Origin of the sequence: Fusobacterium varium, from assembly GCA_021531615.1 — a bacterium.
In the GTDB taxonomy this organism is placed as follows: domain Bacteria; phylum Fusobacteriota; class Fusobacteriia; order Fusobacteriales; family Fusobacteriaceae; genus Fusobacterium_A; species Fusobacterium_A varium_C.
In genome coordinates this window covers 13,959-28,904 of record JADYUE010000029.1, presented here as the reverse complement: position 1 = coordinate 28,904, position 14,946 = coordinate 13,959, and the positions used below count along the sequence as shown (strand labels likewise).

Genomic DNA, 14,946 nt, shown 5'->3' with positions numbered 1-14,946 from the left:
GCGAAAATCACTGGAGTTACTTGAAAATTTATTTGTTTTTTCTACCAACACTATTTGACAAAGAGCCCTTTTTTTAATCTATTTCCTTACTTGTCCATTACCAAAAATCACATATTTAGTAGTAGTTAACTCTTTTAATCCCATTGGTCCTCTAGCATGAAGTTTTTGTGTACTAATTCCTATCTCAGCTCCAAAACCAAATTGTCCACCATCTGTAAATCTAGTTGAAGCATTTACATAAACAGCAGCTGCATCTACTTCATTTAAAAATCTTTGTGCATTAGAGTAATCTTCAGTTATAATCGATTCAGAGTGTTTTGTTCCATATTTTCCAATATGCTCAATTACCTCATCAAGTGTATCAACTGTTTTTATTGCCACAATATAGTCTTCATACTCAGTTGCCCAATCCTCTTCAGTAGCAACTTTAGCTTGAGGAATCAACTTAGTTACAACTTCATCTCCTCTTATCTCTACATTTCTTGATAAAAGCTCTTCACCTAAAGTTGGTAAAAATTTCTCAGCTATCTCTCTATTTATTAATAAAGTTTCAACAGCATTGCATACACCAGGTCTTTGAGTTTTAGCATTTATTATTATATCCAATGCCTTTTGTAGATCTCCACTTTTGTCCACATAGATATGGCAATTTCCTATTCCTGTTTGAATACAAGGAATTGTGCTATTATTTATAACTGTATTGATAAGTCTAGCACTTCCCCTTGGAATAAGTACATCTACATACTCATTAGCTTTCATTAACTCTCCTGCTTTCTCATGGCTAGTATCCTTAACCACTTGCACAGCATCTTCAGAGATTCCACACTCTTTTAAAACTTTTCTAAATATATCAACTATAGCTATATTTGTTTGTATAGCCTCTTTTCCACCTCTAAGAATCACTACATTTCCACTTTTTAAACAAAGTCCAAAAGCATCAGCTGTTACATTTGGACGTGATTCAAATATTATAGCTACAACACCAAGGGGAACTCTTTTTTGTTGAATAATCAATCCATTTGGAAGAGTTTTTCCATATACATACTCTCCCACAGGATCATTAAGAGCTGCTATCTCTCTCAATCCTTTAGCCATATCTTTCAATCTTTTTTCAGTAAGAGTAAGTCTATCAATAAATGCTTGTTTTACTCCATTAGCTACTGCATTTTCTACATCTTTTCTATTTATATTTAAAATACTTTCTTTATTTTCTAAAAGTGCATCTGCTGCTTTTAAAAGTACTCTATTTTTCTCTTCTGTTGAAAGTTGAGCCACCTTTACTGATGCCTTTTTTGCAGCCTCACCTATTAATCTGATCTCCATTATTAATCCTCCATACAATCAAAAATAGTTCCTACATCTTCTCCAGATATTAATTTTTCTATTAAAAGAGGTTCTGAACCATCTAAGATTCCCATAATTACTCTACCATCATAACACTCTCTAGCTGCAAGAAGTTTTGTTTCCATACCTCCTACACTAAATTCACTTCCTTTTTCTCCACCCATTTTCATAATCTCATCTGTTACTTTTTCAACATATGATATTCTTTTTGCGTCTGGATGAGTTTTAGGGTTTGAATCATAAAGAGCATCAATATCTGTTAAGATAATTAATAGATCTGCTCCAATTAAAGATGCCACACTTGCTGAAAGTCTATCATTATCACTGAACTCAATTTCAAAAGTAGATATTGTATCATTAGCATTAACAATAGGGATTACTCCAAAATTTAAAAGTGTTTCAAGGGTATTTGTTGTATTAGTTTTTCTCTCTCCCTCTTTAAAATCATCTTTTGTTAAAAGTATTTGAGCAACTCTTTGGCTATATTCTCCAAAAAAGTTTTGATATATATGCATTAATTCTGCTTGTCCAACTGCTGCTGCTGCTTGTTTCTCTCTAGTTTCTTTCGGTCTAGTTTTAAAGTTTAGCTTTTTTGATCCAACTCCTATTGCTCCAGAAGTTACAAGGATAACATCTCTTCCTTGATTTCTAAGATCACTTAAAACCCAAGCTAACTTATTTAAAAGCCCTAAATTCAAATTTCCATTTTCATATGTAAGAGTAGAAGTTCCAACTTTAATTACTATTCTTTTAGAACTTTTTATCCTCTCTTGTATACCTTTTTTCATTGTTCCACCTCAAATTATTTATATAATAAGACATTATACATCAAATCTGAAAATTTTCCCATATTTTTGTTTATATTTACCTATTTTGTTTTAATAATAAACTTTTCTTCATACTCTTTTAAAGATTCTACTGCCTTTGATGTCAATGGATATACCCCTATTAAGTTTACAATTGTCATCAATCCAAGCCCTAAATCTGCAAGGTTCCACACTAGGAAGTTTTGTCTTACCCCTCCAATATATAGCATAACTAGAGTAAACACTTTAAATGCCTCTTGTAGCCAAAGTTTATCATGTAAAAATGCTAAGTTTGGTTTAGCATAGAAACTTATTCCTAGCATTGTACTAAATGAAAATAGGAATAGTATTACTGCTGTGAAAACAACTCCCCAGTCTCCAACTTGATATCTAAATGCCTCTTGTAAAAGTGTCATTCCTTGTAACCCTTCAGGAATTTTTCCATCTGAAAGAAGAATAACAAAAGCTGTTGCACTACATATTAAAATTGTATCTACAAAAACTCCTAAAGCTTGAACTAAACCTTGTTTTACTGGATGTTCTATCTCTGCTGCAGCTGCTGCACATGGAGCTGATCCTGATCCAGCCTCATTTGAGAAAAGTCCTCTCTTTACCCCTTGCATTACTACACTACCAAAAGTTCCACCTAAAAATTGTTTAATTCCAAAAGCATGATTAAATATATTTGTAAACATACTTGGTAAAACTGTAATATTCTTTACAATTATAAATATAACTACACCTAGATAAATTACAGACATAAAAGGTACCATTTTATCTAAAACTTTTACTATCTTATCTCTTCTACCAAAAAGAACAACTGCTGCTAGTGCTACTAAAACAAGAGAAGTTTTTCTAGGGTCAATATTAAAAGCTGTTGCAAATGATTCAGTTACAGAGTTTGAAATAATTTGGAATACCCCTGCCCAACATATTAAAGCAAATACTACAAATATTACTCCTAACCATCTCATTTTTAATCCTTTTTCAATAAAGTATGGAGCTCCACCTCTATACCCACCATGTGGATCTTTTTCTCTATATAGAAGTGCAATTGTTGCTTCTATAAATGCTGTCCCTGAACTTAAAAGAGCTACAACCCACATCCAAAATACAGCTCCAGGTCCTCCAACTGATACAGCAGCTACAACTCCTGCTAAGTTTCCAACTCCAACTCTTGATGCTGTCGAAATACAGAAAGCTTGGAATGAACTAACTCCCTCTTGATTAGCCTTTGTTTTTTCAGTTATTAATTTTATCATATGTCCAAATAGTCTAAATTGAACTCCCTTTGTTCTAAGTGTAAAGTATATTCCACTTATCACCAATAACACTACCAATAAATTTTGATTCCACATCACATTATTAATTTGATTTACAAGGTTTTCAAACCAATTCATTTTTCTATCCTCCTAGATAATTTTTAATATATTTTTAGCAATTAAAAAAGAGTCCTCCTTTAATTACTTTTTTCCATTTTTATATGAATAGATTCAGTAATTAAATTTAGACTCTATAAAGTTCTATTTTATTTTTATTACCCTACTATTCTACTGTGCTACGACTTGATACTCTTTTATTTTTCTCTCTATCTCTTCTATATCTACTGGTGCTACCTTCACTACTTGGTTATTTACTCTAACCTCAATCTCACTTTTACCTTTAACTTTAGAATATCTTGAGAACAGTTCTGCTACAAACTTTTTATCCTCATCTGTAAAGTTACCATATCCTAAAATACGAGGTCCTCCTACTTTATATCCTGCTACATGAAGAGTTCCCTTTTCCTTATATTCTTCTATTCTACTATTTCCCTCTTCATCTCTACCTACAAATAGATATTTCTTTTCACCTAGTCTATAAAATCTTGTTTTCTTTATAAGATGGAAAAGATATGAGTGTTCCTCATCCATAAGACCATCTTTTTCAATTATTTCTAGTCTATCAGAATATGCTGGATCTGTCAATAGGCAACCTCCACCTGGAGTTGGATATTCTACAAGTCCATACTTTTCTGTAAGTTCCATCTGTCTAGCTCTACTTCTTCCTTGAATGTCAAGAAGTTGCTCTCTATCTACCCATCCTTCAAGTTCTGCTTTACTTGGTGGCAGTAATTTTGCTGATAGAGGTCTTAATATAAGATCATCCATTCCTGATAAAGCTTTCACTTTTTCCAATGCTGCTGAGTTTTGTGACATAGGTCTTTGTCCTAAAACCTCTCCTGAAATTACAAATTGAGCATCATATTTTTCAAGAAGTTCTCCTGCTATTTTAAACATTAATGAGTGACAATCTATACATGGGTTCATATTTTTTCCTCTTCCATATACAGGATTTTGCATCATATCTGTATGTCTCTTCTTAAAATCTATATACTCCAGTTGTATTCCAAGTTGTTTTGCCATACTTTCAGCTTTTTCATTTTTTCCACCAAAGAAGTGAGAAACAAAGTTTAAACCTATAACCTCTACTCCTTGATCTTTTACTACTTTAACAGCTAAAGCACTATCCAATCCTCCTGAAAAAAGTGCCAATGCTTTTATTTTTTTTTCCACTATTTATCCTCTCTTCCAAAATCTAAAATTGTTCTTCCTCTACTATCTTTTTTACCTTCATAGTATACTTTCATGCTCTTAGGAACAGCAGTATATACTTTTTTACTAATCTCAATAAAACTAGCTCCCTTTATGCACATTGCTCCTGCTAAAAAGTCCATAAGTCTTTGAGCAGTAGGAAGATCTAAATATTCAAGATTCAATGTAACCATCTTATCATTTTTTATATATGTAGCTATCTTCTTGCAGTCAGCAAAAGTTTTAGGATCTACAAATATAGTTTGATAGTTTCCAGCACCATTAAGCTCTGATTCTAAACTAGATCCAGTATTTCCTTTATCTCTAGTTGGTGTTGGTATCTCTTTTTGAACTGGCACTTCATTTTCTTTTCCAGCATTTACTTCAATTATTCCAGTATCCTCTATACCATCTAATTCATCAATTTCATCTATTCCAGTAGCTTCAGGATTGTCTATTCCTAAAAGCTCTTTTAAATCTTGAATTACTTTTATTCCACCATTCTTCTTTTTCATTTTTACCTCCTATTGAAATATTTTTCTTCCTATTCTTATTAATGTAGCTCCCTCTTCTAAGGCTATTTTATAGTCATTTGTCATTCCCATTGACAACTCTGTTAATTTATCATCAAAATACTCACTATTTAATTTATCTTTTATCTCTCTCAATCTTTTAAATACCCCTCTTACTAGAACCTCATCATCTGTAAAAGGTGCCATAGTCATTAATCCCTTTATATTTATATTTTTTAGTTTCATTATCTCAGGTAACTCTCTATATAGTTCCTCTAGATCATATCCCTCTTTGCTCTCTTCTCCTGCAATATTTATCTCTAATAATACATCTATTATTCTATTATTTTGCTCTGCCCTCTTATCTATCTCTTGAGCTAGAGATAATTTATTTACAGAGTGAATTAAACTCACATATTCAGCTATATATTTTACCTTATTTTTTTGTAGATTACCAATAAAATGCCACTCTACATCATCTATTCCCAATTCTCTGAATTTTTCCTCTTTTTCCTTTATAACTTGAGCTTTGTTTTCTCCAAAAACTTTTACTCCACACTTTGCTACTTCTAGCATCTCGTCTATTCCTACATATTTAGTAACACCAATAAATCTTACTTTTTCTGGATTTGGGGAGTGCTCTTCTATATCTTTTCTAATCTCCTCTATATTTTTTTCTATCCTACTCATTTCTTCTCCTCACACAAATTCATCTAATACATCATTAGCTACCATTAACCCCTTACGTGTTAGAATAAACCTCTCATCTTCTCTTTTTAAATACCCTCTTTTTTCCAATGAAAGACAGATATCAAGATATTTTCCAGTAGCTTTTACCCCTTTTTTCAAAAGTCTAAATCCTACAATATATTTATACTCCTCAATATCTTCTAAGGTTAATGTTTCTCTTTCCAATATAGGTCTTAACTTACTATCTATACTACCATAATATTCTAAAAATTTCATCTGATTTTTATATCGTATATTATCAAGGTATCCAGAAGCTCCTAATCCTATTCCTAGATACTCCTTATTTTCCCAGTATTTTGTATTGTGTACAGCCTCTTTTCCCTCCAAACAAAAATTAGATATCTCATAGTGAAGATATCCCCTTTTCTCTGCTGTATCTATTATTTTTTCAAACATCTCTGCTTCTATCTCATTTTCAGTTTCTCTTAAAATTCCCTTTTTTAACTTTTCAAAGAAAACTGTTCCCTCTTCCCAAATAAGAGAGTATATTGAAAAATGTTCAGGTTTCATATCTAAAAGTTTATTCAAATCTTTTAATACTTCCTCTACATTTTGTCCAGGTAATGAAAACATAAGATCTAAACTTATATTATCAAATCCTGCTTTTCTTGCATTTTCAAAGGTTTCTACTCCCTCTTCACTTGTATGCATTCTTCCTAAAATTTTCAAATATTTCTCATCAAAAGATTGTATCCCTATACTTAATCTATTTATTCCGATTTTTCTTAATTTGCATAGTTTATCAAAATCCACTGTTTTAGGATTTACTTCCATTGTTACTTCAGCATTTTCTGCTATATCTAATCTTTTTAATATTCTCTCTACATCTTCTAAATCTAAAAGAGAGGGGGTTCCCCCCCCGAAATAAACTGTATTATATCTATAGTTTGGATATAGATCCAACTCCTTTAATAGATAATCTACATATTTTTTTCTTTCCTCTCCATTAGATTTAAAAGAGAGAAAATCACAGTAATTACATTTGTTTAAACAGAAGGGAATATGTATATATATTCCATCTACCATAATTTTCCTCTCTCCTATCTTTTTAATTATAATGAATCTACATAAGCTTGGAATCCATTTTTAATCTCTTCAAGCTTAGCTAATGATTTTTCTTTAGTGCTATCTACAACACAGATATAGTATTTAATTTTTGGTTCTGTTCCAGATGGTCTAGCTGTTACATAAGTTCCATCTTCAAGTATAAATTGGATAACATATGATTTTGGTAGAACGATCTCTTTAGTTTCTCCAGTTGCCATATCTTTTTCAACTTGTAATTTGAAATCTTTATATGTAGCAACTTTTCTTCCACAAATTTCAGCATGCTCTTTATTTCTAAGATTTTCCATTATTTTTCCAATCTCTTCAATTCCAGATTTTCCTTGTTTTGTGATAGAAACAGTTTCTTCTACAAACCATCCATATTTATCATATAATTTATTTAATTCTTTATATACTGATGTACCAATGCTATCATAATAAGCTGCCATTTCAGCTATCATAAGAGTTGCAACTACTGCATCTTTATCTCTTACATGAGTTCCTACAAGATATCCTATTGATTCTTCAAATCCAAATAGGTATGTTCCATCTAGTTCTTTAGTTTCAAATTGTCTAATTTTTTCTCCAATATATTTGAATCCAGTAAGAGTTCTAAATACTTTTACATCTTTATCTTTAGCTATTACATCTAACATAGGAGTTGAAACTATTGTAGAAATTACTGCTCCATTTGAAGGAATATTTTTATTCATTTCTAATAGATAGTTCATTAAAAGAACTCCAATTTGGTTTCCATTAGGGAATACCCATTTTCCTTCTTCATCTCTTATAGCCATACCAGTTCTATCAGCATCTGGATCATTTGCTAAACAGATTTTAGCTCCAATTTTATCTGCAAGTTCTGTACTTAATTTAAATACTGATTTATCTTCTGGGTTTGCATATGGACAAGTAGGGAACATTCCATCTGGCATCTCTTGTTCTGCTACTGTGTAAACAGATTCAAATCCCATCTCTTTTAAAACTCTTTGTACTGCCACTCTTCCAGTTCCATGAAGTGGTGAGTAAACAATTTTAAAATCTTTTTTTCCTGGGATATCTCTGTTTATAGCTTGTTTTTCTACCTCTTCAACAAATCTATCATCAACATGTTTAGAAATTGTTTCTAATAATCCTTTTGCTCTAGCTTCATCTTCAGATACCATTTTTATATCTTTAAATATATCTACGTTATTTACTTCTCCAACTATTCCACTAGCTTGAGGTTCAACTATTTGTGCCCCATCTTCCCAATATACTTTATATCCATTGTACTCTTGTGGGTTATGTGAAGCTGTTACCATTACTCCAGCTATTGCTTTTAATTCTCTTGTAGCAAAAGAAAGTTCTGGTGTTGATCTTAGAGAATCAAATAGATAAGCTTTTATTCCATTTCCTGCTAATACAAGAGCTGTATTTAAAGCATACTCTGTTGAACCTATTCTACAATCATATGCAATAGCTACTCCTCTTTTCTTTCCCTCTTCTCCTGTAGTTTTTAGAATATAGTTTGCAAGTCCTTGAGTAGCTTTTCTAATATTGTATTTATTTATTCTGTTTCTTCCTACCCCTCTAACTCCTCTCATTCCTGCTGTTCCAAAGCTTAAATCTGTATAGAATCTGTTTTCAACTTCTTTTTCGTCATCTTTGATACTCAATAGCTCTTCTCTATCTTCTTTATCAATATATTCAGACTCTACCCACATGTTGTAATTTTTTACAAACTCTTTTTCCATAACCTGTCCCTCCAATACTTTATATTTTTCTTTTACTCTGATATCTACTATTATACCTCATTAAGTTACTTTTAAAAAGGATTTTTATTTTTTTCTTTTATATGTCATCTTTGGCTCTTTCGTTTTATAACAAAGTATCTTTGTTTTATTATTTTACATCATTTATATACAATTATATAAAAATTTATAAAAATATATTTTATATATTTGAATTATATATATAAAATGTGATATATTTATTCTTGCACAACTATAAATATATATTATCAATATAATTAATATATAAAAATTGAAATTAATACGTTTATTTTTAAAGGAGGACTTAAATTATGGTATTAAATCTTACAACTATCCAAACAATGGCATTGGCAGTTATAGTTCTTTATTTAGGGAAGACTATAAATAATACTTTTAAATTTTTAAAAGAAAACTGTATACCAGATGCTGTTACTGGTGGAACTCTATTTTCAATTTTAACTCTTATAGGGCATGAAACTGGAATACTCTCTTTTGTTTTTGAGGATAATTTGAGAGATGTATTTATGATTGCTTTCTTTACTACTGTCGGTTTTTCAGCAAGTATTAAATTATTAAAAAAAGCTGGATTACCTGTTCTTATGTTTCTAATTGCTGCTGTTGCACTAGCTATTTTACAAAATGTATTTGGTGTTGCTATGGCTAAATTCTTACATATTAACTTATTAATAGGACTTGCTACTGGTTCTCTTGCAACAACTGGTGGACCTGGAACTGCTGGAGCTTTTGGACCAATCATAGAAGCTGTTGGTGCTGGACAAGCTGAGGGAGCTACAATGGTTGCCATGGCTACTGCTACATATGCTCTTATTGCTGGTAGTATTATAGCTGGACCTATCTGTAAAAGACTTATTAATAAATATAACTTATTAAACAAGAAAAATGAAAATGACTTATTTGAATCTACTGGAGCAAAGGTTGAAATGTTAAATGCTAAAAGAATTCTTCCTTCTGGATTTCAAGTTGTTATTGCTATGGGAATAGGAAGTTTAATTTCTAACTTTTTAAGCAGTTTAGGAATGGTTCTTCCTCCATATATAGGAGCTATGTTTGCTGCTTCTATTATGAGAAATCTTTCTGATTATACTGGAAAATTTGAAATAGATCTTGATATCATATCTATAATTGGAAGCTTTACTCTAGCAATGTTCCTTTCTATGACTCTTATGAGCTTTAGATTATGGGAATTAAAAGAGTTAGCTCTACCATTGATATTAATGTTACTTGGACAAACTATCCTTATGGGAGTATTTGCTTACTTTGTTACATTTAATCTTACTGGAAGAGATTATGATGCTGCTGTTATGACTGGTGGACACTGTGGATGTGGTTTTGGAACTACTCCTAAAGCTCTTGCAAATATGGAAGCTCTTACAGAAAAATATCTTCCATCTCCTAAGGCATTCTTTGTAATTCCTATTGTTGGTGGATTGTTTATAGATTTCTTTAATGCTGCTATTATCACATTCTTTATAAATTTAGTTAAATAAAGCTTTTCCATCTAGAGTTACTCTAGATGGAAACTCCTCAAAATTGTACTACAGTTGTATAAGTAATTATATAGCTGTAGTATTTTTATATTATAGTTTAAAAGAAAAAACTGGCTTCATATAGAAACCAGTTTCTCATACAAAATAGTTTTAGTTTTTAGTTATCCGTTGATCATTTTATATTAATTTTTATTTTTAACAAATTTTTACATCATTCCTGGCATCATTCCAGGGTTTCCTATTTCTGGTGCCTTAGGTTCTTTCTTAGTTGCTACTAATACTTCAGTAGTAAGAATTAATGCTGATACTGATGCAGCATTTTGAATAGCTGATCTAGTTACTTTAGCTGGGTCAATTATTCCCTCTGCCATCATATTTACATATTTTTCTGTTGCAGCATTAAATCCATATCCTTTTTCCATATTTCTTACTTTCTCTACAACTACTGCTCCATCTACTCCAGCATTTTCAGCTATCTGTCTAAGTGGTGCCATAAGAGCTTTTTTAACAATCTCAACTCCTATTCCCTCTTCTCCTTCAAGCTTGTAATCTTCCATCTCTTTTACAATCTCAAGTAGAACAGTTCCTCCACCAGGTACTATTCCCTCTTCAACTGCTGCTCTTGTAGCATTTAAAGCATCTTCTATTCTAAGTTTTTTATCTTTCATTTCAGTTTCAGTAGCTGCTCCAACTTTAATTACTGCTACTCCTCCAGATAGTTTTGCAAGTCTTTCTTGTAATTTTTCTCTATCATAATCTGAAGTTGTAAGTTCTATTTGATTTTTAATAGAAGCTGTTCTTGATTTTATATCTTCAGAAGCTCCCATTCCATCAACAATTACAGTTGTATCTTTAGTTACTTTTACTTTTTTAGCTCTACCTAGTTGCATAATTGAAGTTTCTTCAAGTTTCATTCCTTTTTCATCAGAGATAACTTCTCCACCAGTTAGAATTGCAATATCCTCTAACATAGCTTTTCTTCTATCTCCAAATGCTGGAGCTTTAACAGCAACTACATTTAATGTTCCTCTCAATTTATTGATTACCAATGTAGTTAAAGCTTCTCCTTCAAGCTCATCAGCTATGATCAATACTGGTCTACCAGCTTGAACAGTTTCTTCTAATATTGGTAAAATATCTTTCATATTTGAGATTTTTTTATCAGTTATTAAGATATATGGATTATCTAATTCAGCATACATTCTTTCAGTATCTGTCACCATATATGGAGATACATAACCTTTGTCAAATTGCATTCCCTCTACAACTTCCAATGTAGTTTCAAGAGATTTTGCTTCTTCAACAGTTATTACCCCTGTTTCTCCAACTTTTTCCATAGCCTGAGCTATTAATTTACCAATCTCTTCATCTCCTGCTGATACAGAAGCAACTTGAGCTATCTCATCATTAGATTGAATCTTTTTAGCTCTATCTTTTAAGTGTTTTATAACCTCTTTAGTTGCTTTTTCTATACCTTTTTTTAGGAACATTGGATTAGCTCCTGCACTTACCATTTTAAGCCCCTCTTTTACTATTGCTTGAGCTAAAATAGTGGCTGTTGTTGTTCCATCTCCTGCAACATCATTTGATTTAGTTGCTACCTCTTTAACAAGTTGAGCTCCCATATTTTCAAATGGATCATCAAGCTCTATCTCTTTAGCAATAGAAACTCCATCATTTGTAATAAGAGGTGAACCATAACTTTTTTCAAGAACTACATTTCTTCCTCTTGGTCCTAATGTTACTTTTACTGCATCTGCTAATGTATTTACACCTATTTCAAGTTTTTTTCTTGCTTCTTCATCAAATTTTAATATTTTTGCCATCTTAGTCTCCTCCTATTTTTCAACTACTGCCAAAACATCATCTATATTTAGAATAAGATATTTTTCATCTCCATCTTTTATCTCAGTTCCTGCAAATTTTGCATAAACTACTTTATCCCCTACATTTAATCCCTCTAATTTTTCACCTTTTCCTAGAGCTATAATCTCTCCAAAATTAGGTTTTTCTTTATCTCCTGCTCCTGGAAGAATAATTCCACTTGCTGTTTTCTCTTCCATTTTTACAAGTTTTATCAAAACTCTTTCTCCTATTGGCTTAATGTTCATCTATATCCCTCCAACAATTTATTAGCACTCTTGTTAGATGAGTGCTATTTTTTACAAATATATATTATGATATTTTTTCAACTATGTCAATAGTTTTTTTATTTTAATTCCTCGTCTTGTCTTTTCTAAATTTTATTGATAGAATATTTTAGAAACTAATCTTTATTTGGGGGAATTTTATGGAAAAGAAAAAAATAGATCTATCTGAATTTTACAGAAGTTTTCTTACAATAGGTGTACCTTTAATGGTTCAACAACTTATATCATCTTCATTAAACTTTATAGATAATTTAATGATAGGAAGATTAGGAACAGATTATATTGCTGCTGTTGGTTTTGCCAATAGTGTGTATAGAATACTTGATCTTTTTCTATTTGGGCTTTGTAGTGGTATGGGGGTTTTTGTTGCTCAATATTATGGTAAAAGAAATTTTGATATGATTAGACGTATTCTAGGAAAAATGGTTATTTCTGGATTTACTTTAGCTGTAATTTTCTCAATCATTACATTTTTTAATGCTGAAAGAATTATTGGAATTTTCACCAAAGATCCAGAGGTTTTAAAAATAGGGGTATCATATATAACTAAAGCTCTATTCTCATATAGTTTCTATGCCCTATCTTTTAGTACTGGATTTTGTCTTAGAGCTATGGGGCTTACTAAGTTTCCTATGACTTCTGCCTCTGTTGGAGTGGCTATCAATACATTTTTCAACTACTGCTTAATATATGGAAACTTTGGTTTTCCTTGTTTAAAAGAGCAAGGGGCTGCTATTGCAACTGTTATTGCTAGAATTTGTGAATTGACTACAATTTGGTTAATAGTGTATAAAAAGGATTTTAACTTAAAGGGAAAAATAGAGTCTTATTTAAATCTGCCTAAAGATCTGATTAAAGAAATTATTAGAATATCATCTCCAGTTTTTCTTACAGAAATGCTTTGGATACTTGGAACAGTTTCTCTATCTGTTGCATATTCAAAACTTGGAACTACTCAAGCTGCTTGTGTACAGATAGCTGATATTATTACTGCTATATCATCTATTATTTTTATGGGAATTTCAAACTCTGCCTCTGTAATTATTGGACATACTATTGGAAAAGGGGATAAAAATAAGGTTATTATCTATTCTAAAAAGATACTACAAATTGCTTTTGCTATGGGAATATTTAGTTTAATCTTAGTTCAAGCATTAACTGGAACTATTGTTTCTCTATACCATCTACCAAGTGAGGCTCATATAATGGCTATAAAAACTATGAGAGCTGCTGGAATATTTGTATTTTTAAAGATGATTAACTGGACTCTACTTATTGGACTTTTTAGAGCTGGTGGAGATACAAAAGTTGCTTTCTGCTTAGATATTTTCCCACTTTGGTTTTATGCTGTTCCTGTGGCGTTTATTGGTGCTTACTATAAAGTACCTGTTTTCTTGTTAGTTGCTATGGCTGATTTTTCAGAGTTTATAAAATTAGTTGCATCTTTAATTAGATATAGATCTCTTAAATGGATAAAAGATGTTACAGTTTAAATATTATAAACTATAATATATTTTTTCTTTCCCAAATATCAGCTAAAATGGAATTTGGAGAAGAATATTAGAGAGAGTTACGAAATCTGATGCTAAAAATTCCGACGTGTTTGAGACGAAGTCGAGTTTCGGAATTTTAGTCAGATGAGTATTACTCTCTCTTTATTCTTTGACATGGAATTTAGCTGATATTTAAAATAAAAAGGGATAACTTAACTTGACTAATAATCGCAAATAACAAAGGTACTTTGTCAAAACTTAGCAATATGCTAGATAACTGAGTTTAGATAGATAAGTTATAATTTTATTTTCTTTTTAAAAGAAACTATTTCCTCTTTTATTGTTTTATGTTTTAACTCTTTCAAATCTACATCATAAAACTTTAGAATAAAAGCTAGAGAAGTTCCCAATCCAAGTGCTGTTGCTATTGTTCCTATCCCTAAATTTCCACCTAAAAGCCATCCCAATGAAAATGCCATTATCTCTATTCCATTCTTTATCACTCCAACAGAGAATCTTGTTCTCTTAGTTAAAATTTGCATAAATCCATCTCTTGGACCACATCCCATTCCTTGTACCATATACAAAAAAGTTCCATAAGCATAGAAAAATATCCCTATAACTAATAAAAATATCCTATAAATAATTGAAGAACTTTCTGGTATGAGATTAAAATAAAATATCAAATCCATAAAAATTCCTATGCTTAAAAAGTTTAACACAGTTCCTATCCCTATTGGTTGCCCTAAAAATATATCTAGCAATACTATAAATATTCCCAATGTAATACTTGCTTGCCCTATTGTAACTCCTATTGTTTTTGATATTCCTTGATGTAAAACATCCCAAGGTGCAGATCCAAAATCAGCCTTAATTATCATTACACACCCTAAAGCACATAAAAACATTCCTGTAAAAAGTTTTAAATATTTTTTCATCTCATTCCTCACTAATTCTATTTTATTTCTTTCAAAAATTTATTATACACTAAAATTAAACTATACTCAAC

13 protein-coding genes are annotated in these 14,946 nt (G+C 31.1%); 2 read left to right on the top strand and 11 right to left on the bottom strand.

Annotated features, from left to right (window positions below):
• Positions 1-78: 78 nt before the first annotated feature.
• The 8 genes from I6E31_09160 to I6E31_09125 all read right to left on the bottom strand — a co-directional run bounded on the left by I6E31_09160 (position 79) and on the right by I6E31_09125 (position 8,768).
• Entirely contained in the window at positions 79-1,323 is a 1,245-nt protein-coding gene (locus I6E31_09160; GenBank protein MCF2640135.1) for a glutamate-5-semialdehyde dehydrogenase, read from the bottom strand.
• A gap of 2 nt (positions 1,324-1,325) precedes the next feature.
• Positions 1,326-2,132: a glutamate 5-kinase gene (gene proB / locus I6E31_09155; protein ID MCF2640134.1), complete on the bottom strand. Its 807-nt coding sequence runs from the start codon at positions 2,130-2,132 to the stop codon at positions 1,326-1,328.
• Positions 2,133-2,212: 80 nt separating this feature from the next.
• Positions 2,213-3,550 carry an alanine:cation symporter family protein gene (locus I6E31_09150; GenBank protein ID MCF2640133.1) on the bottom strand — a complete coding sequence of 446 codons (1,338 nt, stop codon included), beginning with the start codon at positions 3,548-3,550 and terminating at the stop codon, positions 2,213-2,215.
• A 150-nt stretch (positions 3,551-3,700) separates the two neighbouring features.
• Positions 3,701-4,705, bottom strand: coding sequence for a 7-cyano-7-deazaguanine synthase (locus tag I6E31_09145; protein ID MCF2640132.1), 1,005 nt, complete (start codon positions 4,703-4,705; stop codon positions 3,701-3,703).
• Positions 4,705-5,238 carry a cell division protein SepF gene (sepF, locus tag I6E31_09140; GenBank protein MCF2640131.1) on the bottom strand — a complete coding sequence of 178 codons (534 nt, stop codon included), beginning with the start codon at positions 5,236-5,238 and terminating at the stop codon, positions 4,705-4,707. Before sepF ends, I6E31_09145 begins: the two co-directional genes overlap by 1 nt.
• 9 nt (positions 5,239-5,247) lie before the next feature.
• Positions 5,248-5,925, bottom strand: coding sequence for a YggS family pyridoxal phosphate-dependent enzyme (locus tag I6E31_09135; GenBank protein MCF2640130.1), 678 nt, complete (start codon positions 5,923-5,925; stop codon positions 5,248-5,250).
• Between the two features lie 9 nt (positions 5,926-5,934).
• Positions 5,935-7,011: a radical SAM family heme chaperone HemW gene (gene hemW / locus I6E31_09130; GenBank protein MCF2640129.1), complete on the bottom strand. Its 1,077-nt coding sequence runs from the start codon at positions 7,009-7,011 to the stop codon at positions 5,935-5,937.
• A gap of 26 nt (positions 7,012-7,037) precedes the next feature.
• On the bottom strand, positions 7,038-8,768 hold the full coding sequence (locus tag I6E31_09125; GenBank protein MCF2640128.1) for a phospho-sugar mutase: 1,731 nt from the start codon (positions 8,766-8,768) through the stop codon (positions 7,038-7,040).
• Positions 8,769-9,097: 329 nt separating this feature from the next.
• Here I6E31_09125 and gltS point away from each other — a divergent pair, with 329 nt between their 5' ends.
• A complete protein-coding gene (gltS, locus tag I6E31_09120; protein ID MCF2640127.1) occupies positions 9,098-10,294 on the top strand; it encodes a sodium/glutamate symporter in 1,197 nt (398 codons plus the stop codon).
• Between the two features lie 206 nt (positions 10,295-10,500).
• Here gltS and groL read toward each other — a convergent pair whose 3' ends face one another.
• The gene (groL, locus tag I6E31_09115) at positions 10,501-12,120 is read right to left on the bottom strand and encodes a chaperonin GroEL (GenBank protein MCF2640126.1); all 1,620 of its coding nucleotides are present in this window, start codon (positions 12,118-12,120) and stop codon (positions 10,501-10,503) included.
• Between the two features lie 12 nt (positions 12,121-12,132).
• A complete protein-coding gene (locus I6E31_09110) occupies positions 12,133-12,405 on the bottom strand; it encodes a co-chaperone GroES (protein ID MCF2640125.1) in 273 nt (90 codons plus the stop codon).
• A 179-nt stretch (positions 12,406-12,584) separates the two neighbouring features.
• On the opposite strand from I6E31_09110, the gene I6E31_09105 reads away from it, so the two are divergent.
• Positions 12,585-13,937 carry an MATE family efflux transporter gene (locus tag I6E31_09105; protein MCF2640124.1) on the top strand — a complete coding sequence of 451 codons (1,353 nt, stop codon included), beginning with the start codon at positions 12,585-12,587 and terminating at the stop codon, positions 13,935-13,937.
• Positions 13,938-14,233: 296 nt separating this feature from the next.
• Here the strand turns inward: I6E31_09105 and I6E31_09100 are convergent, their stop codons facing one another.
• Positions 14,234-14,887 (bottom strand): hypothetical protein, encoded by a 654-nt coding sequence (locus tag I6E31_09100; protein MCF2640123.1) that lies wholly within the window; start codon positions 14,885-14,887, stop codon positions 14,234-14,236.
• Positions 14,888-14,946: the final 59 nt, after the last annotated feature.